The organism is Oceaniglobus trochenteri (genome assembly GCF_020529025.1).
GTDB classification, from domain to species: Bacteria; Pseudomonadota; Alphaproteobacteria; order Rhodobacterales; family Rhodobacteraceae; genus Oceaniglobus; species Oceaniglobus trochenteri.
The window spans coordinates 14950-39303 of record NZ_JACNMM010000012.1; the positions used below are offsets into that span (position 1 = coordinate 14950).

Consider the following 24354-nt stretch of genomic DNA (forward strand, 5'->3'; position numbering starts at 1 on the left):
CATTCGGAATCAACGGTTGAATTCTTCGCATCCATGTAAAGCGAAGGAGTGTGGAATGTCGTTTCCGAAAAAGGGCAAGTTCTTTCCAAAAGAAACCGGATATAATGGGAAAGGCGGTCATCAGACGAAAGGATGCTTTGTCGAAGAAATCGCATCGGCGTTAAAACGGTCGCTCGGCGACAGTCGGGCGGGTGTGAAGACCGTGGCGGCCTGGACGGGTGCCAACGAGAAGACGGTAAAGAACTGGTTCTCGGGCACGTATGGACCGAGCGGGGCGCACCTGATTGCGCTGGCGCGGCACTCTGACGAAGTGCTGGGTACCTTCTTGGCGATGGCTGGGCGGGAGGATCTGATGGTGGCCATCAAGCTCGCGGCTGCCGAAGACGCGATTTCGGAATTACTTGACGCCGTGCGTCAGCTTGGTGGTGACGACCCAAGCGGCAAGGTCAGCTGATCAGCCGAGCGAACTGAAAGCTATTGTCCCTCAATGGTGCGCAGGATTTCGAAGCGATCCCGTGCGGTGGAAAACTGCACGGGAGAGAGTTGGGCGCGTGACTCATTCGCTCCGCCACTTGCCCCCGCGAGAGCGTTCTCACGATCCGGCTGCGGCCGGATTCTCCTTTGTATTCAACGGCGTTGCAAGTGGGACGGTGCACCTGTCTTGGCGCGCGGGTGGTTGGTTGTATTGACCCAGCGGAATCTGCTCAGGTTAAGCCGCTAATCTGAATGCCTCGGCAGGCGTGCGCATGGCAAGCGCCTGGTGAGGGCGGCGGTTAACCCGCGCCCTGATGACATACGAGACCGCATGCTAGCCCGCCATGAACGCGCCCTTGCCGCCTATCCGCATGCGGTGCAGCTGACCACCCGCTGGTTTGACAATGACGCCTTCGGGCACATGAACAACGCGGTGCATTACCAGTTCTTCGATACGGCGGTGAACCTGCTGCTGCGCGACCTGGGGCAGGGGCAGGCGGCCGATGGGGCCTCGCGCTTTCTGGTGGTGGAAACCGGCTGTCGTTATTTCGCCGAGATGGCCTATCCCGATCTGGTGACGGTCGGTCTTGCGGTGGGGCATGTCGGGCGGTCTTCGGTCCGCTACGATCTGGCGCTGTTCCGCAACGATGAAACCGTCGCCGCGGCGGTTGGTTTTCTTGTGCATGTCAACACCGTCGAAGCCCAGGCGGCGGCAATGGACGACGGGTTGCGCGCCGCGCTTGGCCGCTACCGGATGCGCAGCGCCCCCTAGGCCGGGGTGCGGCGGTGCAATCGACCACTGGCAGGCCCGGCCAAATTGACCGATGGCAGGTGCCGCGCTAGGCTGTCGGAAGGTAAAGCGAATGCATTCACAGCGGCACGAGGATTGGCCATGACATTGAAACTGAAATTTGCGGCGGGAATGGGATTGGTGATCGGGGCCATGGCACCCGGTGTGGCGCTGGCGCAGGATGCCGCCATCTATGCCTATCCCACGGCCAATTACTGCCCGGCCGGGCTTCAGCCGGTCACCATTGGCGGCGTGATCTGCTGTGGCACCCCGACGCGGCACCAAAGCTATGCCAGAATGATGCAGCACCCGGTGAAAAAGCGGGCCCACAAGGTGCGCCGGGTGCAACGCGAGTACATTCCGACCCAGAAGGGCATTCCGACGGGCAAGGGACTGGGCGACTGACCTTGGCGCGGCCCGTTCTTGCGATGCCGTGAAAAAGGGGCGCGCCGGTTCTGGCGCGCCCCTTTTTCGGTTCATTTCAGGTCGGGTGCCAGGGCCTCTTGCGCCAGGTCCTTCACGACATCCGCCAGGGCGACGGTGCTGGTCTGCTTTTCGCCAAGGCGGCGCAGGCTGACCGTCTTCTCCTCGACCTCGCGCGCGCCCACGGCCAGGATGACCGGCACCTTGCCCATGGAGTGTTCGCGCACCTTGTAGTTGATCTTCTCGTTGCGGGTGTCGGCCTCGGCCCGGACACCGGCGGCGCGCAGCCTGGCCGCGACCTCCTGGGCATAATCGTCCACGTCCGACACGATCGAGGCGACAACCACCTGGCGCGGCGCCAGCCAGAAGGGCAGCTTGCCGGCCCAGTTTTCGATCAGGATGCCGATGAAGCGTTCGAAACTGCCCAGGCAGGCCCGGTGCAGCATGTAGGGACGGTGCTTTGCCGAATCCTCGCCGATATAGCTGGCGTTCAGGCGTTCGGGCAGGTTGGGATCAACCTGGAAGGTGCCGCATTGCCAGACCCGGCCGATGGCGTCGGTCAGCTTGAAATCCAGCTTGGGGCCATAGAAGGCACCTTCGCCTTCGTCCAGCGTATAGGGGTGTCCGGTGGCCTTGATGGCCTTTTCCAGCGCCTGTTCGACGTGATCCCAGGATTCTTCGGAACCGACCCGCTTTTCGGGCCGGGTGGCGAACATGATCTCGAACTTCTCGAACCCCAGGTCCTTGTAGACGCTGGCCAGGTAGTCGATGAAGGCCGCGCATTCCGCCTCAATCTGGTCTTCGCGGCAGAAGATATGCCCGTCATCCTGGGTAAAACCGCGCACCCGCATGATCCCGTGCAACGCGCCCGAGGGCTCATAGCGGTTGCACGACCCGAATTCGGCCATGCGCAACGGCAGGTCGCGATAGGATTTCAACCCCTGGTTAAAAATCTGGACGTGGCAGGGGCAGTTCATGGGCTTGAGCGCGTTGATCGTCTTTTCGCGCGCGTGGTCTTCGTCGACCTCGACGATGAACATGTGCTCCTGGTACTTGTCCCAATGGCCCGAAGCCTCCCACAGCTTGCGGTCCACCACTTGGGGGGTGTTCACCTCGACATAGCCGGCGGCGCGCTGCTTGCGGCGCATGTAGTCCTGCAGGGTGGTGTAGACGGTCCAGCCGTTGGGATGCCAGAACACCTGGCCCGGCGCTTCCTCCTGCATGTGGAACAGGTCCATCTCGCGGCCCAGCTTGCGGTGATCGCGCAGCGCGGCCTCTTCCAGCATCGTCAGATGCGCCTTCAGGTCGTTGCGGTTCTTGAAGGCCACGCCATAGATGCGTTGCAGCATCGGGCGGCTGGAATCACCCAGCCAATAGGCCCCGGCGACATTCATCAGCTTGAAGGCATCGGCGGGCACCTGGCCGGTGTGCTGCAGGTGCGGACCCCGGCAGAGATCCTGCCAGTCGCCGTGCCAGTACATGCGCAGGGGTTCGTCGCCCGGAATGCGGTTGATCAGCTCAACCTTGAAAGGTTCGCCTTTCGCCTCGTAGTGGGCGATGGCGCGGTCGCGGTCCCAGATCTCGGTTTTCACCGGCTCGCGGGCGTTGATGATCTCTTTCATCTTCTTTTCGATCACGGCCAGGTCTTCGGGCGTGAAGGGTTCGGCGCGGTCGAAATCGTAGAACCATCCCTGGTCGCGCACGGGGCCGATGGTGACCTTGACGTCGGGCCAGATCTCCTGAACCGCGCGGGCCATGATATGGGCCAGGTCGTGGCGGATGAGTTCCAGCGCGGGGTCGTCGTCGGCCATGGTGTTGATGGCGATGGCGGCGTCGCGTTCGATGGGCCAGGCCAGATCCCAATGGGCGCCGTCAAGGCTGGCCGATATCGCCTTCTTGCCCAGCGAGGTCGAGATTGACGCGGCCACTTCGGCGGCGGTGATGCCGGCATCGAATTGACGCGCGTTGCCATCGGGGAATGTAAGGGAAATCTGGGTCATGGCCCATGCTCCTCGTCGGTTTGGCGCCTACCAAGCGCCCGGTTGCGGGTATGTGGTTGTGCGCCTGAAATGGCGTTCGGTGCAGATGGTGTCAACCCGCTATCCCGCGCCGCCGAAGCACCGTTGCATCCCTTCGTCAGTGCGATAGGTTTGCCGCAACATCAGGAGGGCGCGATGGCAGCAGAACTTGAAACCCCGCAGGGCCGCAGGATCGCCCACCATGTTCTGCCGGGCAAGGGGCCGGGCGTGGTGTTTCTGGGCGGTTTCAAATCCGACATGGGCGGCACCAAGGCGGTGTACCTGGAGGCCTGGGCAAGGGCGCGGGGGCGGGCCTTTCTGCGGTTCGATTATTCCGGCCACGGCGAATCGTCGGGCGCCTTCGAAGAGGGCAGCATCGGCGACTGGGCCGAGGATGCCATGGCGGCCATCGGCGCGCTGACAAGTGGCCCGCAGGTTCTGGTGGGGTCGTCCATGGGCGGCTGGATTTCCTGCCTGGTGGCGCGGGCCATGCCCGAAAAGGTGGCGGGCTTCGTCGGCATCGCCGCCGCGCCAGATTTCACCGAAGACAGCATGTGGGCGGGGTTCGACGACAGCCAGCGCGCGGCACTGACGGGGCAGGGGCGGGTCGAACTGCCCTCGGCCTATGCAGACAGCCCCTATGTCATCACCCGGCGGCTGATCGAGGACGGGCGCGAAAACCTTGTGCTGCGCCAGCCCCTGAAGATCGACGCGCCGGTGCGCCTGTTGCAGGGCACGGCGGACGAGGACGTCGAGACGTCGGTGGCGCTGCGCCTTCTGGATCATATCGAGGGGCCGGATGTGCGTCTGACGCTGGTGCAGGGGGCCGATCACCGGTTTTCGACACCCGCCTGCCTGGCGATGATCGAAACCGCGATAGACGAGGTGACAGGATGAGCGGCGGAGCCATGGAACAGCGGATCAGCCTGATCACCCTTGGCGTGCGCGACATGGAGGCGCAGGCCGCCTTTTTTGACGCCATGGGCTGGCAGCGGGTGAAAACCGAGGATGGCGTGATTGCCTATGACCTTCCGGGCCAGACGCTTTGTCTTTATCCGGCGGCAGACCTGGCGCGCGATATCGGCGTCGAGGCCGGGGCGCCCGGCGGGTTTTCCGGCATCACGCTGGGCTATAACGTGCGCGACAAATCCGAGGTGGCGGCGGTTCTGGCGCGGGTCGAACCGGCGGGCGGGCGCGTTTTGAAACCGGCGGGCGATGTGTTCTGGGGCGGGCATCACGGCTATTTCGCCGACCCCGAGGGCCATGTCTGGGAAGTGGCCCACAACCCCTTTTCGCCGCTGGGCCGGGATGGCGCCTTTCAATGGAACGGCGCGTCCTGACGGCCAGGGGCGAAACTTTGCCATACGACTCTTGATTGGTTGCAGCCGGATTTGGCCGGGCCTAGGGTGCAGTCGAATTCGGACCCTCGAACAAGGCAGGAGGCAGGCAGCGTGAGTGACCCGGTGGTTCTGTTGCCCAGCTTCATGGCCGATGCCCGCATCTGGGGCGCCCAGATCGAAGCCCTGTCATCCACACATGCGGTTCACCTGGCCCACCTGGGTATCGGCCCCACAATCGAGGACATGGCAGGCGATGCCCTTGCCCATGCGCCCGAGACATTCGCCCTGGTCGGTCACGGGCTGGGCGGGATGGTGGCGGTGGAAATGCTGCGCCGGGCGCCCGAACGGGTGACGCGGATCGCGCTGATGTGCACCAACTGCCTGTCGGAAACGCCCCCCGCCGCCGCCGAACGCGAATTGCGCATCGCCCGCGCCAAGGCCGGCCGCCTGGCCGAGGCCATGGCCGAAGAAATACCCGATGGCTGTTTCGCGCCGGGCGAATACCACGACATGGTGGTGCAGTTCGCCCGCGACATGGCGATGGAGCAGGGGGCCGAGGTCTATCTGCGCCAGGCCGCAGCGCTTCAGCGCCGCCCCGATCAGCAGCGCACCCTGCGCCAGGTGCGGGTGCCGGCCATGGTGATGTGCGGCGAACACGACAGCCTCTATCTGCCGCGCCGCCACGAGTTCATGTCGGGGCTGATTCCCCGGGCGCAACTGGTGACGGTGCCCGACGCGGGGCACCTGCCCATGGTCGAACGCCCCCGCGCGGTGAACGAGGCGCTGGCGCGCTGGTTGCAGGACGCCCCGCAGGCGCTGATCCTGAACAAGATCTGAAGATATCGCGCCCCGGCGCCACGGCCGGGGGCAGCGGCGGCCTATTCCGCCGCGGTGACCGTGCGCTTGGATGCTTTGGGGGTATTGGCATCGATGAAATCCAGCACGAGGGGGCGGATATTGTTCCGCCAGCTTCTGCCCGCGAAGATGCCGTAATGCCCCGCACCCGGTTCAAGATGCGCGGCCTTTTTCGAATCGGGAAGGCCGGTCAGCAGGTCAAGCGCGGCCAGACACTGACCGGGGGCGGAAATATCGTCGTTCTCGCCCTCGACGATCTTGACCGCCACATCGGTGATCTTGCCGATGTCCACCTTGTGCCCATCGACGGTGAAATCGTTGCGGGCCACGTCGCGGTTCTTGAAGATCCGCTCGACCGTCGAAAGATAGAATTCGGCCGTCATGTCCATGACCGCCAGGTATTCATCGTAAAAGCGGTTGTGCTTGTCGTGGTCACCGTCGATGCCCTTGGCCACCCTCAGGATCTGGTCCTGGAAGGCCTTGGCGTGGGTTTCGAGATTCATCGACACGAAGGACGACAGTTGCAGCAGCCCCGGATAAACCATCCGGCCGGCCCCGGCATATTTGAAGCCGACACGCTGCACCGCCGTTTCCTGAAGCTGGCCCATGGTCACCCGGCGGCCGAAATCGGTAACTTCCGTGTCGGCGGCGTCCGGGTCGATGGGGCCACCGATCAGGGTCAGCGACCGCGGCTGTGCCTCGGGGGTCTGTTCGGCCAGAAGGGCGGTGGCGGCAAGGGCAAGGGGTGCCGGCTGACACACCGCGATGACATGGGTATCGGGGCCAAGATGGCGCATGAATTCAGCAAGGTAGAGCGTGTAATCCTCGACATCGAACTTGCCCGCCGACACCGGGATGTCGCGTGCGTTGTGCCAGTCGGTGATCCAGACATCGGCATCGGGCAGAAGCGAAACGACGGTCGAACGCAGAAGCGTGGCATAGTGCCCCGACATCGGCGCCACCAGAAGGATGCGCCGGGTGCGCGCATTGCGTCCGCCCACGTTGAAACGGATCAGATCGCCGAAGGGTTTCCTCACCTCGGGAACGGTGCTGACGACGTGGTCGCGCCCGTCATGGCAGACCACGCTTTCGATGCCCCAGTCGGGTTTCGTCACCATGCGCGCAAAGCTGCGTTCGGTCACTTCGCCCCAGGCGGCCATGATCTGGAACATCGGGTTGGGAAACAGCCCCGTGGCAGGGTACGATCCGATGGCGGCCGCCGTTGCGCCCAGCCACTGGTTGGTGTTGCGCATGGTTTCCATCATGTCATAGGTCGCCATATACCGCATGTTGCTCCTTACCCCGGGGAAAACCCGGACAGACTCACGCTTTGATCCCAGCTTGCACAATTGCTATGGTGGGGGCGCGGTTCATTATGCTGCCGTGCAGCAAACTAGGGTGGAAAAGTTAATATGACAACTCATGATTCCGCGAAGGGCGGCCCGGACGGTGCGGGTTCGGCCCTGCTCGAGGCCAACCTTGCCAAGGTCGAAGAGCTGTCTGCGCGCCTGGTGGCCGCCTTGTCGAACAAGCGCCAGGTCCCCGGCAGCCTGCAAGGCCCGGGGCAGGATCTGTTCCAGAAAGCCGCCGCCGCCTACGTCGCCGAGATGATGGCCAACCCCAGCAAGATGATGGAACAACAGGTTGGTTTCTGGGCAAAATCCATGAAGCATTATCTTGAGGCGCAACAGACTCTGGCCAGCGGAAAGCTGGCCCCGCCGCCCGACACCGGCCCCAGCGACAAGCGCTTTTCCAACCCCATGTGGGATACGCACCCCTATTTCAATTACCTCAAGCAGCAATACCTCCTCTCGTCCGAGGCAGTGCGTGATGCCGTCACGTCACTTGACGGGCTGGACCCGGCCGACCGCAAGCGTGTCACCTATTTCACGCAGCAGATCGTCGACATGTTCAGCCCCACCAACTTTCTGGGCACCAACCCCGAGGCCCTGGCCCGCGCCGTCGAAACCGAAGGGCAATCGCTGGTGGACGGGCTCGAAAACCTCGTGCGCGACATCGAAGCGTCGGACGGTGAACTGTTGGTCAGCCTGGCCGACAAGGAGGCCTTCAAGGTGGGCGAGAATATCGGCACCTCGGAAGGGTCGGTTGTTTTCCGAAACGAGATGTTCGAGCTGATCCAATATGCCCCCAAGACCGAGAAGGTGCGCAAGACGCCGCTTCTGATCTTCCCGCCCTGGATCAACAAGTTCTACATCCTCGACCTCAAGCCGAAGAACAGCCTGGTCAACTGGATCGTCGAGCAGGGCTATACCCTGTTCGTGGTCAGCTGGGTGAACCCCGATGCCTCATTCGCCGATACCGGGCTGGGCGACTACATCGAAAAGGGTTATCTGACCGCAATCGAAGAGGCCAAGGCGATCACCGGACAGGACCAGGTGAACGTTGTCGGCTATTGCATCGGTGGCACCACCCTTTCGCTGACCCTGGCCCTGCTGGAAAAGCGCGGCGACACCTCGGTCAAGGCGGCGACCTTCTTTACCACGCTCACCGATTTCTCGGACCAGGGCGAGGTGGGGGTCTTCCTGAACGACGATTTCGTCGATGGCCTGGAACAGGAGGTCTCGAAGACCGGCGTGCTGGAATCCTTCTACATGTCGCGCACCTTCAGCTACCTGCGCTCCAACGACCTGATCTATAAGCCCGCCATCCGCAGCTACATGATGGGCGAGGCGCCGCCAGCCTTCGACCTGCTGTTCTGGAACGGCGACGGCACCAATCTGCCCGCGACCATGGCCATGGAATACCTGCGCGGGCTGTGCCAGGAAAACCGCTTTGCCGATGGCGGCTTCCCGGTGCTTGGCGAAACCGTGAACATCACCGACGTGAAGGTGCCGCTTTGCGCCATCGCTTGCGAAACCGATCACATCGCCGCCTGGCGCAGCAGCTATGACGGCGTCCGCCAGATGGGCAGCCGGTCGAAAACCTTCATCCTGTCGGAATCAGGCCATATCGCGGGCATCGTCAATCCGCCCAGCAAGAAGAAATATGGCCACTACACCAACACCGCCTGGCCCCAAGAGGCAGCCGCCTGGCAAGAGGGCGCGGATTTCACCGAAGGGTCGTGGTGGCCAACCTGGGAAGCTTGGTTGCGCAAGCGGTCGGGAACGCTGGTCAAGGCGCGAAAACCCGGCGAAGGGGGGCGCGACATTTTGGCACCCGCACCGGGCACATATGTGACGGCGGTGCCAAAGGTCTGATTTTCAATCGCTATAGAAAATATGCTGCGATGCAGAAAAAACTTGAAATGCCGCAGTGCAGCATTCATATTGGTTTCAGAAATTCAACGCGGACCTTCCGCAGGATCGGAGAACTGATATGGCTACGAAAGCACAAGACTACACCAAGACCATGCAAGACATGATGGGTGCCTTCCCCGTCGACATGACCGCCTTTCAGGACGGTTTCAAAACCTACGCCGCCTTCGGCGAGAAGATGAGCAAGGTCGCCCTGGAAGCCGCCGAGAAATCGACCGAGATCTCGACCGCCTGGACCAAGGGCACCATCGCCAAGATGGGCGACGTGACCAAGTCGAAGTCCGAGGCCGCCGACTACCAGAAATCGGTCAGCGATTTCGCTTCGGCCCAGGCTGAAATGACCAGCGAATCCATGGCCGCCTTCGCCGAAGTGGCCAAGAAGGTTCAGATGGAAACCGTCGAGATCATGCTGGCCGCCGGCAAGACCGCCAGCGAAGACATGACCGCCGCCGCCAAGAAGGCCGGCGAGGACATGACCGCTGCCGCCAAGAAGGCGACCGCGAAGTAAGGAATGCGATCATCGCCGGCGCTCCTCCCTGCCGGCGATTGTCCTGGGCGCGCCTCGTGCGCGCCCTTTCTTTTTGTGCTGCACTGCCATAGATTGGCGCTGCACCGCAAAACCAGGAGGCTCAAATGGCCGAAACCGCCGCTCCGCTTTTGATCAAGCGTTACGCCAGCCGCCGCCTCTACAACACCGAAACCAGCGATTATGTCACGCTTGAAGACATCGCAGGTTTCATCCGCGCCGGGCGCGAGGTGCAGATCGTCGATCTGAAATCCGGCGACGACCTGACCCGCCAGTACCTGCTGCAAATCGTGGCCGAACATGAATCCAAGGGCGAATCCGTGCTGCCCCTGGGCGTTCTGACCGATCTCGTGCGCAGCTATACCACCCAGGCGCAATCGGTGGTGCCGCAGTTCCTGGCGATGAGCTTTGACATGCTGCGCGACGGCCAGTCCAAGGCGATGGAGAGCTTCACCAACCCGATGGCGGCCATGCCGGGATACGAGGCGATGCGCGCCCAGCAGCAGGCCTTCCTCAAGGCGATGACCGGAGGAATGATTCCCACCCCCGGCACCCCGGCCGAGGACAGCGAAAGCAAGGATGAACTCAACGACATCCGCGCCCAACTGGCCGATCTTCAGGCCAAGCTGGGCAAGCTCGAGAAATAGGGCAAAGACCCCCAGTGCATCACGCGACCGCTCACGCCGGCGAACAGGCCGCGCGCAGCGCGTCGCGTTCTTCTTCTTCGCTGCCGGAAAACCGGTCGCGCCTGGCGCGACGGTACCAATAGTCGGCATTGTCGGGGTCGCCCTCGACCCGGTGCAGATGGGCGTGCAGCCAATGGGCAAGGGGGGCATCGCCCGCCTGGGCCACTTCGTGCGCCCCTTCCCAGTCGCCATTCTCCAGCTTGTCTAGCGCCGCGCTGATGTCCTTGCTCATCTCGTCCTCATCTTTGGTCCTGAAATATCCCGGGGGTGAATTGCCCGGAACGGGCAAGAGGGGGCTGGCCCCCTCCCGCCGCGCTTCGTCACGCCACTTCGGCGAAGACCTGCTTGAGCGCCGATTCCAGCCGCGCGAACATTTCGTCCATCTGCGCCGGGGTCATCACGAAGGCGGGGCACAGCACGATGGCCTGGCCCAGCGGGCGGCAGATCAGACCGTGATCGGTGCAGGTGTTGGCGATACGCTCGCTCACCGACAGAGCGCCATCGAAGGGCGTCTTGTTGGCCTTGTCCTTCACGGCCTCAAGCGCGCCCATCAACCCCTTGCCGCGGGCCTCGCCGATGTTGTCCATTTCGGCAATGCGCGCCATCCCGGCCTCGAACTGCGGAATAAGCCCGCGCGCCTGTTCCAGCAGACCGTTCTCGATCAGGTGGATGGCCTTCAGCGCGATGGCACAGCCCACCGGATGCCCCGAGGCGGTAAATCCGTGGGGGAATTCCTCGATCACCTCGCTGGCGGCCTGCATCCGGTCGGCCAGGTCGGGCCCCAGGATCACGGCCCCCATGGGGAAATAGCCCGCCGTCAGTGCCTTGGAGGAGATGATCGCGTCGGGCACGAAATCATAGGTCTGGCAGCCCCACATTTCACCCGTGCGCCCGAAGCCGGTGATCACCTCGTCCGCGACCAGGGGAATGCCGTGTTTCTTCAGGATCGGCTGGATTGCCTGGAAATACCCTTTCGACGGCGGGATGACCCCGCCCGCGCCCATCACCGGTTCCGCGACAAAGGCGGCGATGGTGTCGGCGCCTTCGCGGGCGATCACCTCTTCAAGTTCGGCCGCCATGCGGGCGGTGAACTGCTCTTCGCTTTCGCCGTCCTGGCCAAACCGCCAGTAATGCGGGCAGGACAGGTGGTGGAACCCCTCCAGCGGCAGGCCGAAGACCGAATTGTAGGGCTTGCCGGTCATGCTGGCCGAAACCACCGTCACCCCGTGATAGCCGTTGATCCGGGTGAGGATCTTCTTTCTCTGCGGCTTGCCCTCGGCGATGCCGAGGAACCACAGCATCTTGACCAGCGTGTCGTTCGCCTCGGACCCCGAGTTGGTGTAGAAGACGCGCCCGCGCTCGAAGGGCGAAACCTCGATCAGCTTCTCGCTCAGCATCACGGTCTGGTCGGTCATCCGGCCAAAGAAGGCGTGATAGCCGGGAAACCGGTCGTATTGCGCCTTGGCGGCGGCGGCCATTTCGGGGTGGTCAAATCCCGCGACCATGTTCCAGAGGCCCGCGTTCGCGTCGAGGTATCGCCGCCCGTGAACGTCGATCACATAGGGGCCTTCGCCATGGGTCAGCACCACGGTGCCGCGCTTGTGGATCGTGGGCAGGTCGGTGAACCCGTAAAAGGTGTTCGCTTCGGCGCGGGCTTCCCAGCTGTTGGGGGCATCGTCTCGCATGGTTACACTCCTCGTGCATTTTGCCCAAGGCTATGCGCCCCGGCGGGCGGGATCAATCGGGCATCTTTGGGCGGGCGGCTTTCCTGTCGTCAGGTGCCGGTGGCGCGGTGTGGCGCGGTCACGTCGTCCATGGCGGCCAGCAGGGCGTCGGCAATGCCGTCGATCTGGGCATCGGTCAGACGCACCGGCAGGCGCAGATCGCAGGCCCGTTGCAGCATCGCCCGGGTTTTCGGCAGATCGGGGATGGCGCCAAGGAAACCCCAGTTCCAGAAGGCGCGCGCATTGTCCGGGGCGGCGCCGAAGACCTGCACCGCATGACCACGGGCGGCGGCCCCGTCGCAGAAGGCGCTGACCTGGCCGTCGTTCAGCCCTGCCAGGTTGAACTGGATCGAATCGGGCGCGCGCACCTCGCCTTGCAGGGGGGCGGGCACTTCGATGTGAGGATTGCCGCGCAGGGCATCGGCCAGCCGATCATGGTTGCGCAGCCCGGCGGCGATCCGGGCGGGCAGCTCGGCAAGCTGCGGGCGGGCGACGGCAGCCGACAGGTTCGACAGGCGGGTGTTGTACAGCGGCAGGCGGTTCTGCCAGCGGGCCAGCGCCGCGCTCAGGGCTGCGTCGGGGCCATGCTTGCGCCAGTTGTGTTCATAGGCGCCGGACATGATGACGGCCCGCGCGATCAGCTCGGGATCGTCTGAGATCAGAATCCCGCCTTCACCGGCGTTGACCATCTTGTAGGACTGGAACGAAAAGCAGCCCATGCGCCCGATGGTGCCGATCCTGCGCCCGTTCCACAGGGTGCCAAGGGAATGGGCGGCATCCTCGATCACCGGCACGCCGGCGCCGTCGCAAAGCGCCATGATGGCATCCATGTCCGAGGTATGACCACGCATGTGGCTGATCAGCACGGCGCCCGCACCCGGTAGCTTGGCGGCGAAATCCTCCATGTCGATACGGTAGTCGGCGTTGCATTCCACGAGGACCGGCGTGCATCCCGCATGCAGCACCGACGAGGGCACGGCGGCGAAGGTGAAGGCGGGAATCAGCACCCTGGTGCCGGCGGGCAGGTCCAGCGCCCGCATCGACAGGAACAGCGCCGCAGAACAGGACGCCACGGCCAGCGCATAGCGCGCGCCCATCATGCCCGCGAATTCCTGCTCCAGCAGCGTGACCGGCGCATCCTGCCGCGCGGTATAGCGGAACAGATCGCCCGAAGTCAGAAGCTCGGACACGGCAGCGAGGGCCGCATCCGGGATCGGATCACCATCTTGGGCAGATTTCGGTCGGGGTGCTGACATGGGGGGCGCCTCTGCTTTGTCCGGGGTGGCGTTACGAAGGGGTTTTACAAAGACTGGCGGGCAAAGACGAGGGTTTTATCATCTGACGCGGCGCGCCTGTTGCAAGGGGGCGGGGCAGGGATTACGCTCTGCGCGACTTCCACAGATCGGTGATCCATGCATATCGGCATTTTGCAAACCGGGTTGGCCCCGGACGCCCTGAAACCGCAGACGGGCGACTATCCCGGCATGTTCGCCCGCCTTCTTGATGGCCACGGCCTGACCTTCACCACATGGGTCGTCTGCGAAGGCGAGATGCCGGCGGGAATCGACGCCGCCGATGGCTGGCTGATCACCGGCAGCAAGCATGGCGCCTATGAAGACCTGCCCTGGATCGCCCCGCTTGAGGGGTTCATCCGCGATGTTCACGCCGCCGGTCGCCCGATGATCGGCATCTGTTTCGGCCACCAGATCATTGCCCAGGCGCTGGGTGGGCGGGTCGAGAAGTTCGCCGGTGGCTGGGCCGTGGGCAACACCACCTACCAGGTTGACGGCAAGACCTATCACATGAACGCCTGGCATCAGGATCAGGTGGTGCAGGTGCCCCCCGGCGCAAGGGTGGCGGGCCACAGCGATTTCTGCGCCAATGCCGCGCTGGCCTATGGCGACACGATCTTCACGGTACAGCCGCACCCCGAGTTCAACGCCGATTTCATCGAGGGTCTGATCAACACCCGCGGACGTGGCGTGGTGCCTGATACCTTGCTGCACAAGGCGACCGATGGGTTGAACGAACCGCTGGACAACGCCGCCATGGGCGATCTGTTGGCGCGGTTCCTGAAGGCGGGTGCCCATGTCAGCGCCTGATCCCGAATGGATGGCCCATATCCCCCGTGCCGCCCGCGCCTTTCTTGAAGGCCGGCGCCTGGACGAGGTTGAGTGCATCATCTCGGACACGCCGGGCATCGCCCGGGGCAAGGCCATGCCGGCCAGCAAGTTCTCGCGCCAGTCGCAGTTCTTCCTGCCCAATTCGATCTTCTACCAGACGATCACCGGCGGCTGGGCCGAAGCGGCAGGCACCGAGGGGTTCACCGAACCCGACATGATCCTGACGCCGGATTATTCCACGGCGACGGCGGCGCCCTGGACGGCGGACTGGACGCTTCAGGTGATCCACGACGCCACATTGCAGAACGGTCAGCCGGTGCCGACCGCGCCGCGCAATGTGCTGAAACGGGTGGTGCAGGCCTATCACGACAAGGGCTGGAAACCCATCGTGGCGCCCGAGATGGAATTCTATCTTGTCGCCCGCAACATCGACCCGGGCCAAAGCATCGAACCGATGCTGGGGCGCACCGGACGGCGCGCCGCCGCGCGCCAGGCCTACTCCATGAGTGCCGTCGATGAATACGGGCCCGTGATCGACGACATCTACGATTTCGCCGAGGCTCAGGGGTTCGAGATCGACGGCATCACCCAGGAGGGCGGCGCAGGGCAGCTTGAGATCAACCTGCGCCATGGATCACCGGTCAAGCTGGCCGACGAGATCTTCTTTTTCAAACGACTGATCCGCGAGGCCGCCCTGCGCCACGATTGTTTCGCAACCTTCATGGCCAAACCGATCGAGGGTGAACCGGGCAGTGCGATGCACATCCACCACTCGGTCGAGGACCGCGAGACGGGGCGCAACATCTTCACCGCCGAGGATGGATCGGAAACGCCCGAGTTTCACCATTTCATCGGCGGGATGCAGCGCCATCTGCCCAGCGTCATCGCCATGCTGGCCCCCTATGTGAACAGCTATCGCCGCTATGTGAAGGACCACGCCGCACCCATCAACCTGGAATGGGGGCGCGACAACCGCACCACCGGCATCCGCGTGCCGATTTCCGATGCCCAGGGGCGGCGCGTTGAAAACCGCCTGGCCGGGATGGATTGCAACCCCTATCTCGGCATTGCCGCCTCGCTGGCCTGCGGATACCTGGGGTTGATCGAGAAGGAAAACCCGACAGCGGAATTCGCCGGCGATGCCTATACGGCGGAAGAGGCCATTCCACGCGGGCTGTTCGATGCCATCGACCTGTTCGAGGACGCCCCCGCGCTGCACGATCTGCTGGGGCACGAATTCGCGCGGGTCTATTCCATCGTGAAGCGCACGGAATACGACGAATTCCTGCATGTCATCTCTCCGTGGGAGCGCGAGCATCTGCTGCTCAACGTCTGACCGTGCGACACCGTGAAGGGCCGCACCCGTCATCGGGCGCGGCCCCGCGCGTCAGTCGATTCCGTCCAGCGTCTTCATCTTCGCAAATGAGGGCCGGTCTTCGCACCGTTTGATCCAGGCCCGGATCTTCGGGCTGTCCGGTGTCATGTCGGGCAGCCAGGAAAACGGCGAGGACACCAGAAGATCGGCAGCGGTAAAGCTGTCACCCATCAGATAGGGGGTGTCGGCCAGGGCGTCTTCGATGAAGGCGACCGCCTCGTCCATGCTGCGGAAGGTGGTGTGCAGGATCGGCTGATCCATGCCCATCATCTTGAAGACGAAGACCGGTTCGAAGACGCTGCCGTACCAGTCCAGCCAGGACAGATAGGCGCCACGGGTCTTGTCGCCCACCACGGGCGCCAGGCCCGTTTCGGGGAAGCTGTCGGTCAGGTAAAGGGTGATGGCGCCACGTTCGCGAATGCCCACGCCATCATCCACAAGGTAGGGCACCTTGCCATCGGGGTGGGGGTTCTCGGGGTCGCGTCCGCCGCTGCCGTCCTGGCGGGGTATGGTGACCTGCCGGACGGTCACGCGGTCGGAGACGCCCAGTTCCTCAAGCAGTTGAACGATGGTCGAGGAGCGCGACCGCGGCGCGTGAAAAAGTGTCAGCATGATATGTCCTTTCGGGATTTGCCTGTCGTGACGGGTTCTGTATAACGGGGCCATCCTGTCAGTTTCCGTCAGTAGAAATCATGGCCCGGTCCGACCGTCTCTTGCGCCTGCTTCAGGCCCTGCGCAGCCTGCCTGCGCCGGTGACGGCAGCGCGCCTGGCGGCCGAAACCGATGTGTCGGAACGCACGCTCTACCGTGATATCGACGCCCTGCGCGCGGCGGGGGCGGTGATCGACGGGGCGGCGGGGCAGGGGTATTGGCTGACCGAAGATCCGGCCCTGCCGCCACAGTCCTTCTCGCGCATCGAGATTGAGGCGCTGGTGCTGGCCATGGGCGAACTGGCCGCGCGGGGCGATCCGGCCATCGTGGCGGCGGGCGAGGCGGCATTGGCCAAGATCATCGCCACCCTGCCGGAAACCAAGCAGCGTCAGGCGATGCATGCGGTTGTCACAGTCAACCGCTGGGGCCGCCCGCCACCCACCACGCTGGACCTGTCGCTGTACCGTCAGGCCTGTTGGGACGAAACCGCGCTTGATATCGCCTATTGCGATGCATCGGGTGCGGCAACGCGGCGGCGGATCTATCCGCTGACCATCGTCTATTCCGAACGCATCGTGTCGCTGTTGGCATGGTGCCTGCTGCGTGCCGATTTCCGCCAGTTCCACATGCACCGCATCGAAAGCGTGACGCTGAGCGATGAGGGGTTCCGACCGCGCCGCGTGGCGCTTTTGCGCGATTATCTGGCCCGCCTGCGCGGCACCGACCGGAAGGCAAGACCATGACGATGGACCTGTTGACAGCCAATGACCGGCCGGGCCGTTACCCGGCCAGCTGGTACGCCGAAACCGCGACGCCGCTTGCGCCCTTCGCGCCGCTGAAGGGGGCGCAACGGGCCGATGTCTGTATCGTCGGGGCGGGCTATACCGGGCTTTCGGCGGCGCTGCACCTGGCACAGGCGGGGCTGTCGGTGACCCTGCTCGAGGCGCAGCGCGTCGGCTTCGGCGCCTCGGGGCGCAACGGCGGGCAGGTGGGCAGCGGTCAGCGCCAGGATCAGGACTGGCTGGAGCGCCAGGCCCCCGGCGCGGCCCGCACCCTGTGGGATATCGCGCAAGAGGCCAAGGCCCTTGTGCAGGACCTGATCGCCGAGCATCACATCGACGCCGCCTGGCGCCCCGGGGTTGCCCACGCCTGCCACGGCGCCCGTTCGGCCGCCCATGCCCGCGCCTATGCCGAAAGGCTGGCCCGGGACTACGGCTATGACGCGGTGCAGCCACTGGACCGGGCCGGGATCGGCGCGCTGATCGGCTCCGGCAGTTTCGCGGGCGGTGATCTGGACATGGGGGCGGGGCATCTGCACCCCCTGCGCTTTGCCCTGGGGCTGGCGCGCGCCGCCCAGGGGGCGGGGGTGCGCATCCACGAACGATCCCGCGTGGTGGCGGTGGAGGGTGGACTGGTGCGCACCGAAGACGGAGAGGTGGCCGCCGATCACGTCATCCTGGCCTGCAACGGATACCTGGGCCGCCTGCACCCCGATATTGCCGCCCGTGTGATGCCGATCAACAACTTCATCGTCGCGACCGAGCCGCTGGGCAATCGAGCCGATGACATCCTCAGCCGCGACATCGCCGTGGCCGATGACCGCTTCGTGGTGAATTACTGGCGCCTGTCCGAGGATCGCCGCCTGCTGTTCGGAGGTGGCGAAAGCTATGGCTACCGCTTTCCGCGCGACATTGCCGCGCTGGTGCGCCGGCCCATGCTGTCGATCTATCCGCAGCTTGCCGATGTGAAGATCACCCATGCCTGGGGCGGTACGCTGGCCATCACGCTGAACCGGATGCCCTGTTTCCACCGCGACGGCGGCATCTATACCGCTTCGGGGTATTCCGGGCACGGAGTGGCCATGGCCACCATGGCAGGCCGCATCATCGCGGCGGCGGTGCAGGGCGATGCCAGCCGGTTCGATACCATGGCCACCCTGCCCACCCGCGCCTTTCCCGGCGGTGGCGCGCTGCGCACACCGCTTCTGGCGCTGGCGATGACATGGTATGGCCTGCGTGACCGGCTGGGGCTGTGACGCCCGGGGCTAGATGTTGTCCCAGTCCAGCACGACCTTGCCCGACTGGCCCGATTTCATCGTGGCAAAGCCTTCGGCAAAATCCGCCGCATCGAAACGGTGGGTGATGACGCCCGAGACATCCAGCCCGTTCTGAAGCATGGCGATCATCTTGTACCAGGTCTCGAAGATCTCGCGCCCGTAGATGCCCTTCAGGGTGATGGCCTTGAACACGATCCGGCTCCAGTCGACGGGGCTCTTGCCCGGCGGAATGCCCAGCAGGGCGATCCGCCCGCCCATCACCATCGCCTCGACCATCTGGTCCAGCGCCACCTGGTTGCCCGACATTTCCAGCCCGACATCGAAGCCCTGCTTGATGTGAAGCCGCGCCTTCACGTCCTCCAGATCGTCGCTGGCCACGTTGACCGGCGTCACGTCGGCCACCTTTGCGGCCAGATCCAGGCGGTGCTGGTTCACGTCGGTGATCACGACATTGCGCGCCCCCGCATGACGCGCCACGGCGGCGGCCATGATACCGATGGGGCCGGCGCCGGTGATCAGCACATCCTCGCCCACCAGATCGAAGGACAGGGCGGTGTGAACCGCATTGCCCAGCGGATCGAGAATGGCGCCGATATCATCGCTGATCTCATCGGGCAGGGGTACGACGTTGAAGGCGGGCAGGCGCAGGAACTGGGCGAAGGCGCCCTGTTCGTTCACGCCGATGCCCCGCGTTTCCGGGTCGAGGTGGAACTTTCCCGCGCGGCTCTGGCGGGATTTGCGCCCGATCAGGTGACCCTCGCCGCTGCACCGCTGCCCCAGGTCAAGTCCGTCGACATTGCGCCCCAGTTCGACGATCTCGCCGGCAAACTCGTGACCCGTGATCAGCGGAACCGGCACCGTCTTCTGCGCCCATTCATCCCAGTTCCAGATGTGGATGTCGGTGCCGCAGATGCCGGTCTTGCGGACGCGGATCAGCACGTCGTCAGGCCCGATTTCGGGCACCGGTGCGGTTTGCAGCCAAAGCCCCTCGCGCGGGTGGGCCTTAGTCAGGGCGCGCATTTCATTCGTCATTTCAATACCTTCATGGCCTTCCCGACCTTTTCGAATGCGTCGAGGGCGCGATCGAGTTCATCGCGAGACAGCGCGGCGTTCATCTGGGTGCGGATGCGGGCCTGGCCGCGCGGCACCACTGGAAAGAAGAAGCCGCTGACATAGACGCCTTCCTCGAACAGCCGCGCCGCCATCTCCTGAGCCAGCTCGGCCTTGCCCAGCATGACCGGGATGATCGGATGTTCGCCGGGCAGGATGTCGAACCCCAGGCGTTCAAGTCCCGCGCGCCAGTGGGCGGCATTGTCAAACAGCCGTTGGCGCAGGCTGTCGCCCTCTTCCACAAGGCGGATCGCCTCGATCGCGGCGGCGACGATGACCGGCGGCAGGGCGTTGGAAAACAGGTAGGGGCGGGCGCGTTGGCGCAACAGGTCGATCACCGGTTGCGGCCCCGCGATATAGCCCCCCAGCGCGCCGCCAAGCGCCTTGCCGAAGGTGCCGGTCAGGATATCGACATCGACGCCGAAGTGGGCCGGCGTGCCTTGCCCCTTCGGCCCCATGAACCCGGTGGCGTGGCAATCATCGACCATGACCATGGCGCCATGGGCTTCGGCGAGGCGGGTGATTTCGGGCAGCTTGGCAAGATATCCATCCATGCTGAACACGCCGTCTGTGGCGATCATGATGAACCGCGCGCCATCGGCCTTGGCCGCCTTCAGCTGCTTTTCAAGATCCGCCATGTCGGAATTGGCATAACGATAGCGTTTCGCCTTGCACAGGCGTATGCCGTCGATGATCGAGGCATGGTTCAACGCATCCGAGATGATCGCGTCTTCCGGCCCCAGAAGCGGTTCGAACAGCCCGCCGTTGGCATCGAAACAGGCGGCGAACAATATGGTATCGTCCTTGCCCAGAAAGCGCGCCAGCCGCGTTTCAAGGTCGCGGTGCAAATCCTGCGTGCCGCAGATGAACCGCACCGAAGCCATGCCGAACCCCTTGGAAGCCATGACGTTTCTGGCGGCCGCGACAAGATCGGGATGATCGGCCAAGCCAAGGTAATTGTTGGCGCAAAGGTTGATCACCTGCCGCCCGTTCACCGTTATCTCGCCCCCCTGGGGCGAGGTGATCAGGCGTTCGCGTTTCAGCAACTGTTCCGAGTCCAGCTGTGCAAGCGTGTCGGTGACATGGGAAAGAAATGCATTGGTCATGGCGCCCTCCGGTTTTCCCTGGCCTATCACAACGGCCCGCTTTTCGAAACCACCGTTCATGCGTGATGACGGAAAATTTCCGTGATGCTGTACGGAGGCGCGGTTCAGGCGCCGTGAACCACCAGAAAGGCATGGGCCGGGCCTTCGGCCTCGATCCGGTGGGCCACGTCGGCCGGATAACGCGCGGTATCGCCCGCCGACAGGTGTTCTGTTGTTTCGCCGCTGGTGACGGACAGGCGGCCTTCGATCACTGTCAGATGTTCGCGCGCGCCCTGACCGTGGGGCTGACTGAGAAGCGCGCCCCCGGCGGCAAAGCGCAGATCATAGACCTCGTGCCGTCCGGCCTCGTCGGGGGGCGACAGGATACGGATGGCACACCCGGTGCCCAGCCGCTCGATGGTGGGAACGGCATCGGCGCGGATCACCTCGATGCGCCGATCGGCCCCCTGGTCGAGAAGCCCGGCAAAATCCACCTGCAACGCCCGGGTCAGGTTCCAGAGGGTCGAGATGGTGGGCGAGGATTCGCCGCGTTCGATCTGGCTGACCATGCTGCGCGACACGCCCGAAAGCTTGGCCACAGCCTCCAGCGACAACCCCTTGGAGCGGCGCGCCTCCTTCAGGCGGCTGGGCAGACGGGACAGGATGGCGTCGGTGGTCTCCATGATGCCGGATGCTACCGACAAGCGCCCCCAGACCGCAAGCCGACTTTCCCGGGCGGGTCGGAATGGTGATCAAAAGCGACGGCCAGCGGCTTTCGTCTGTCCAAGATGATGACATGGTGCCCCCACACGGACTCGAACCGCGGACCTACTGATTACAAATCACAAACTCATATTTATACAGTTGGCGCACGTTGGTGCGCTTCACCAGTAATTACATGCGGTTATCCTAATTTTGCAACGATAATCAGTCAGTTGACACTGCGCCAGAATGCGCCTTATTGAAATGGTCTGTTGCAAAAAACGTTGCAAAAAAACGGAGATGGATAGATGACCGCTGCAATCGACTTCACCAAGAACGCGAAACTCCTGAAAGCCCCACCGGGCATGTATCGCCACGATGGCGACCGCTTTCCGGGCCTATATCTGAACGTCGGGAAGCGGCGTTCGACGTGGTATCTCAAGAAGCGCGTCGGCGGTAAAGTAAAGTCGATCAAAGTCGGCGCGTTCCCCGACATGGATGCCGCACAGGCGAGCAAGCAGGGCGAGACCAAGACGACACAGGTGCGCACCAGCCCGGACATTACGACCGTGCGTGACGGCTGGGAGAAGCACTGCGACACGTCGCAGGCAATGGGGTCGATGTCCGACAAGCACCGCGCCGACATGACGGCCAAGCTGGAACGCCACGCCCCGGACATCCTGAAACTGCATGTTGCCGACGTGACCTCCGCCCGCGTGCAGGACGTTGTGAACGGCCTCGCGAAGGACGGCATGAAGGCAACGGCCCGCCATGTGCGCACGGCCCTCGGGTCCGCCTTCAACTACGCGAACGTCCCCAACCCTGTATCCGGCAAGAAGGTGCGTGCGCCGAGTTCGGGCGAGACGGAAACCAAGTGGACCCTCGCCTGCAACGCGCACGGCCTCGACGAGGACGACTGGTCGCCCATGTGGGAGGCGATCATGGGCATGGACAACGCCCTGCGACGCACGGCTTGGGTCGTGATGCTGTTCACAGGCATTCGCGCGGGCAACGTCCGTTCACTGCGCTGGGACCATATTGACCTCCAGATGCGCACGATCCACCTGCCGAAGATGAAGAACAAACTGGCTCGCACGTTGCCTATCTGCGACACGGTGGCTCGCGCTCTGACGGCGATCCGGGGCGGCGGTTCCGACTTCGTGTTTCCGGCACATTCCAAGACGGGGCATATCGACCAGCTCGACGTGCTGTCCACTACCATCGAAGGGAAGCAGGTTCCGGTCTTGAGCCAGCACGACACCCGGCGGCACTTCATGCAGGCGGGCGCGGAGGCGTTCCTGCCCGATTACGTGATCCACTATCTGCGCGGCGACGTGTCGGGCGGCAAAGGTAACGACATGCTGATGAAATACATGAAACGGATGGGCAATCACCGCGCGCCTGCGGAAATCGAAAAGGTCGTCTTGCAGCGGATTAAGGTAGAACCTTCTTTCGACATTGTTTCTTAACCCTGCCTGCACTAAGTTGAGGGTGCACCAATGCAACGTCGTGAGACGCCGCGCGCCATAGTGGCGGGTGCCAGCATATTGCTCAGGGGATCGGCGCCTGAGCATGAGGGCTAAGCCGAAATATCAACGGGCGCGAAGAGCGCAACATGGCCCACCTGTTCACGACCGGACAGCAGGAACCGTTGATATGTCTCAGGACCAACTGTGCGCAATCGAGTCGCGCCTTGAAGAACTCGAAACCCGACTATCCCATCCCCGCATGATGACTCCCCTTCAGGTTTGCGACTTCCTGCAAATCTCCGAACGCGCGCTCTATGACATGAAGGAGCGCGGCGACGCGCCGCCAGCCATCTACTTCAGCCAGCGGACAGTGCGCTACGACCTGCACGAGGTCATGGCGTGGGCGAAGCAAAAAGAAGTGGGGCATGGGTGATGGCGACGAAAGCAGATACCGTTGTATTCCAAGAAGCGGAAGCGTTGCGGCAATTCACACTCGGGCAGAACAAGCGCGTGGAGGCGTGGCTAACAGACAACTGGGAACATGTCGGGCTGTCAGGTCCAATCAACAAGAGCACCGTGTCTAAGGCTCTGTCGTCGATGCCCGTGGTCAAGCCTGTCGCAGATGCGCTCGACGTGCTGTTCTCCGAGATGCGCGACGATCCTTGGGCTTGGTGCGAGCCGCCGGGTCATGTCGAAGAAATGCCCAGCTATGCGCCCCTGACTTGGTGGTTCAAGACACTGCGGCTCAAGGACGGGTTGCCGTGGTCCCGCTTCGAACGGATGCCATCGAAGCCGCTGACGGACGAGGATCGCTCGTGGGTGCAGGAACGTCTCGACGAATGGTCGGCGCGGCTCAAGGCTGCCTGCGATCAGTTTAAGACGGACCGTGCACTCGTGCGTGCGCTCGAAGCCGACGAAGATCCCGAGTTTCAAAACTGGCACAGGATCGACGGCGAGTGGCGCATGGGTAAGAAACCACCACGCGACACTGCCGAGAAGGACTTACGACGACGTGTCGGCAATGCGGGCCTCTACGGGCGATCAGAGGACGAGATCGGGCTAGCATGGGCGCTCGCAGATGCGACGATCACATTGCCGGATATAGTCGAGGCGAAGCTGACATATTCGAGGCCTCGCGCGGTGTCTGGTGTCACGCATTTCTCGGAGCCTATCGAGCCGTGGAACGGCCAGGAGTTCGATGGCGTCGAGATTGCAGAGTTCGTTTACGACAAACCATATACGGACACCGAGGCCTACACGATCAAACACAGGGTTCGCTTCTACTGGGCTGGTGATCGCTACAAGGTCGAAGACGTGGAGCCTTTCGCGAAGGTCAAAGATGTCGATGGCTGGCGGGCCACGACGGCGCAAGAGCGCGATCTGTTCATGACGGGGATCAAACGCAAGCACCTGACGCGCGGCGAGATTGCCGCTATGCGGGATGAATGGATCGAACGGACATGGGATGTGCAAAAAGCGGAGCCGTCTTTGCGCGAGCAGTTCCCAGATGGCGTTCCGCGATCTTTCACTGAGGAGGCGTTCGAGCGCGTCTTTAGAGAGATCGACGAAGAAGCGGCAGCCGACGAGCAACGCGAGGTCGCTCGTCAGCGGATGGCGTTCATGCGGCAACTGCGCCGCAGGTAGGAAACAGTTCTGCCACGAGTTGGCGGCG

The 24354-nt window shown here is 63.6% G+C and carries 25 protein-coding genes; 16 read left to right on the top strand and 9 right to left on the bottom strand.

The genetic code is table 11. The features are described 5' to 3' along the window. The first annotated feature begins 55 nt into the window (after window positions 1–55). The 3 genes from H7828_RS18310 (at window position 56) to H7828_RS18320 (ending at window position 1669) form a co-directional block, all read left to right on the top strand. Complete coding sequence (locus H7828_RS18310; RefSeq protein WP_226782514.1) at window positions 56–454, top strand: hypothetical protein; 399 nt, start codon at window positions 56–58, stop codon at window positions 452–454. Between the two features lie 351 nt (window positions 455–805). Further along, a complete protein-coding gene (locus H7828_RS18315; RefSeq protein ID WP_226782515.1) occupies window positions 806–1246 on the top strand; it encodes an acyl-CoA thioesterase in 441 nt (146 codons plus the stop codon). Between the two features lie 120 nt (window positions 1247–1366). Beyond that, window positions 1367–1669 (top strand): hypothetical protein, encoded by a 303-nt coding sequence (locus H7828_RS18320; protein ID WP_226782516.1) that lies wholly within the window; start codon window positions 1367–1369, stop codon window positions 1667–1669. Between the two features lie 71 nt (window positions 1670–1740). On the opposite strand, the gene thrS is transcribed toward H7828_RS18320, so the two are convergent. Further along, the gene (gene thrS, locus H7828_RS18325) at window positions 1741–3687 is read right to left on the bottom strand and encodes a threonine--tRNA ligase (RefSeq protein WP_226782517.1); all 1947 of its coding nucleotides are present in this window, start codon (window positions 3685–3687) and stop codon (window positions 1741–1743) included. A 174-nt stretch (window positions 3688–3861) separates the two neighbouring features. On the opposite strand from thrS, the gene H7828_RS18330 reads away from it, so the two are divergent. From H7828_RS18330 to H7828_RS18340, 3 genes are all read left to right on the top strand, one after another. Then, window positions 3862–4602, top strand: a complete 741-nt coding sequence (locus H7828_RS18330; RefSeq protein WP_226782518.1) for an alpha/beta hydrolase — start codon at window positions 3862–3864, stop codon at window positions 4600–4602. An 11-nt stretch (window positions 4603–4613) separates the two neighbouring features. Next, window positions 4614–5045 carry a VOC family protein gene (locus H7828_RS18335; protein WP_226782630.1) on the top strand — a complete coding sequence of 144 codons (432 nt, stop codon included), beginning with the start codon at window positions 4614–4616 and terminating at the stop codon, window positions 5043–5045. A 111-nt stretch (window positions 5046–5156) separates the two neighbouring features. Further along, a complete protein-coding gene (locus H7828_RS18340; RefSeq protein WP_226782519.1) occupies window positions 5157–5882 on the top strand; it encodes an alpha/beta fold hydrolase in 726 nt (241 codons plus the stop codon). 41 nt (window positions 5883–5923) lie between these two features. Here H7828_RS18340 and phaZ read toward each other — a convergent pair whose 3' ends face one another. Next, a complete protein-coding gene (gene phaZ / locus H7828_RS18345; protein WP_226782520.1) occupies window positions 5924–7189 on the bottom strand; it encodes a polyhydroxyalkanoate depolymerase in 1266 nt (421 codons plus the stop codon). Window positions 7190–7312: 123 nt separating this feature from the next. Here phaZ and H7828_RS18350 point away from each other — a divergent pair, with 123 nt between their 5' ends. The 3 genes from H7828_RS18350 (at window position 7313) to phaR (ending at window position 10348) form a co-directional block, all read left to right on the top strand. Next, complete coding sequence (locus H7828_RS18350; protein ID WP_226782521.1) at window positions 7313–9118, top strand: PHA/PHB synthase family protein; 1806 nt, start codon at window positions 7313–7315, stop codon at window positions 9116–9118. Window positions 9119–9236: 118 nt separating this feature from the next. Then, window positions 9237–9683, top strand: coding sequence for a Phasin (locus H7828_RS18355; RefSeq protein ID WP_226782522.1), 447 nt, complete (start codon window positions 9237–9239; stop codon window positions 9681–9683). Window positions 9684–9808: 125 nt separating this feature from the next. Next, a complete protein-coding gene (gene phaR / locus H7828_RS18360; RefSeq protein ID WP_226782523.1) occupies window positions 9809–10348 on the top strand; it encodes a polyhydroxyalkanoate synthesis repressor PhaR in 540 nt (179 codons plus the stop codon). A gap of 31 nt (window positions 10349–10379) precedes the next feature. Here phaR and H7828_RS18365 read toward each other — a convergent pair whose 3' ends face one another. The 3 genes from H7828_RS18365 to H7828_RS18375 form a co-directional block, all read right to left on the bottom strand. After that, complete coding sequence (locus H7828_RS18365) at window positions 10380–10619, bottom strand: hypothetical protein (protein ID WP_226782524.1); 240 nt, start codon at window positions 10617–10619, stop codon at window positions 10380–10382. Between the two features lie 88 nt (window positions 10620–10707). Continuing rightward, the gene (locus tag H7828_RS18370; protein WP_226782525.1) at window positions 10708–12072 is read right to left on the bottom strand and encodes an aminotransferase; all 1365 of its coding nucleotides are present in this window, start codon (window positions 12070–12072) and stop codon (window positions 10708–10710) included. Between the two features lie 89 nt (window positions 12073–12161). Continuing rightward, window positions 12162–13367, bottom strand: a complete 1206-nt coding sequence (locus H7828_RS18375) for a DegT/DnrJ/EryC1/StrS family aminotransferase (protein WP_226782526.1) — start codon at window positions 13365–13367, stop codon at window positions 12162–12164. Between the two features lie 156 nt (window positions 13368–13523). Between H7828_RS18375 and H7828_RS18380 the strand changes: the two genes are divergently transcribed. Both H7828_RS18380 and H7828_RS18385 read left to right on the top strand, forming a co-directional pair. Next, window positions 13524–14213 (top strand): type 1 glutamine amidotransferase, encoded by a 690-nt coding sequence (locus H7828_RS18380; RefSeq protein ID WP_226782527.1) that lies wholly within the window; start codon window positions 13524–13526, stop codon window positions 14211–14213. After that, window positions 14200–15570, top strand: coding sequence for a glutamine synthetase family protein (locus H7828_RS18385; protein WP_226782528.1), 1371 nt, complete (start codon window positions 14200–14202; stop codon window positions 15568–15570). The genes H7828_RS18380 and H7828_RS18385 overlap by 14 nt, the downstream gene beginning before the upstream one ends. Before the next feature lie 51 nt (window positions 15571–15621). On the opposite strand, the gene H7828_RS18390 is transcribed toward H7828_RS18385, so the two are convergent. After that, window positions 15622–16221, bottom strand: coding sequence for a glutathione S-transferase family protein (locus H7828_RS18390; RefSeq protein ID WP_226782529.1), 600 nt, complete (start codon window positions 16219–16221; stop codon window positions 15622–15624). 80 nt (window positions 16222–16301) lie between these two features. Here H7828_RS18390 and H7828_RS18395 point away from each other — a divergent pair, with 80 nt between their 5' ends. Both H7828_RS18395 and H7828_RS18400 read left to right on the top strand, forming a co-directional pair. After that, complete coding sequence (locus H7828_RS18395) at window positions 16302–17003, top strand: helix-turn-helix transcriptional regulator (RefSeq protein WP_226782530.1); 702 nt, start codon at window positions 16302–16304, stop codon at window positions 17001–17003. Window positions 17004–17005: 2 nt separating this feature from the next. Then, window positions 17006–18295: an NAD(P)/FAD-dependent oxidoreductase gene (locus H7828_RS18400; RefSeq protein ID WP_226782531.1), complete on the top strand. Its 1290-nt coding sequence runs from the start codon at window positions 17006–17008 to the stop codon at window positions 18293–18295. Window positions 18296–18304: 9 nt separating this feature from the next. Here H7828_RS18400 and tdh read toward each other — a convergent pair whose 3' ends face one another. From tdh to H7828_RS18415, 3 genes are all read right to left on the bottom strand, one after another. Further along, complete coding sequence (tdh, locus tag H7828_RS18405) at window positions 18305–19348, bottom strand: L-threonine 3-dehydrogenase (RefSeq protein WP_226782532.1); 1044 nt, start codon at window positions 19346–19348, stop codon at window positions 18305–18307. Beyond that, window positions 19345–20532 (bottom strand): glycine C-acetyltransferase, encoded by a 1188-nt coding sequence (locus H7828_RS18410; RefSeq protein WP_226782533.1) that lies wholly within the window; start codon window positions 20530–20532, stop codon window positions 19345–19347. Before H7828_RS18410 ends, tdh begins: the two co-directional genes overlap by 4 nt. Window positions 20533–20636: 104 nt before the next feature. Then, window positions 20637–21197: a helix-turn-helix domain-containing protein gene (locus tag H7828_RS18415; protein ID WP_226782631.1), complete on the bottom strand. Its 561-nt coding sequence runs from the start codon at window positions 21195–21197 to the stop codon at window positions 20637–20639. 324 nt (window positions 21198–21521) lie between these two features. On the opposite strand from H7828_RS18415, the gene H7828_RS18420 reads away from it, so the two are divergent. The 3 genes from H7828_RS18420 to H7828_RS18430 all read left to right on the top strand — a co-directional run bounded on the left by H7828_RS18420 (window position 21522) and on the right by H7828_RS18430 (window position 24326). Beyond that, window positions 21522–22682, top strand: coding sequence for a tyrosine-type recombinase/integrase (locus H7828_RS18420; protein ID WP_226782534.1), 1161 nt, complete (start codon window positions 21522–21524; stop codon window positions 22680–22682). Window positions 22683–22869: 187 nt separating this feature from the next. Next, on the top strand, window positions 22870–23115 hold the full coding sequence (locus H7828_RS18425; RefSeq protein WP_226782535.1) for a helix-turn-helix transcriptional regulator: 246 nt from the start codon (window positions 22870–22872) through the stop codon (window positions 23113–23115). Continuing rightward, window positions 23115–24326 (top strand): hypothetical protein, encoded by a 1212-nt coding sequence (locus tag H7828_RS18430; protein WP_226782536.1) that lies wholly within the window; start codon window positions 23115–23117, stop codon window positions 24324–24326. The genes H7828_RS18425 and H7828_RS18430 overlap by 1 nt, the downstream gene beginning before the upstream one ends. Window positions 24327–24354: the final 28 nt, after the last annotated feature.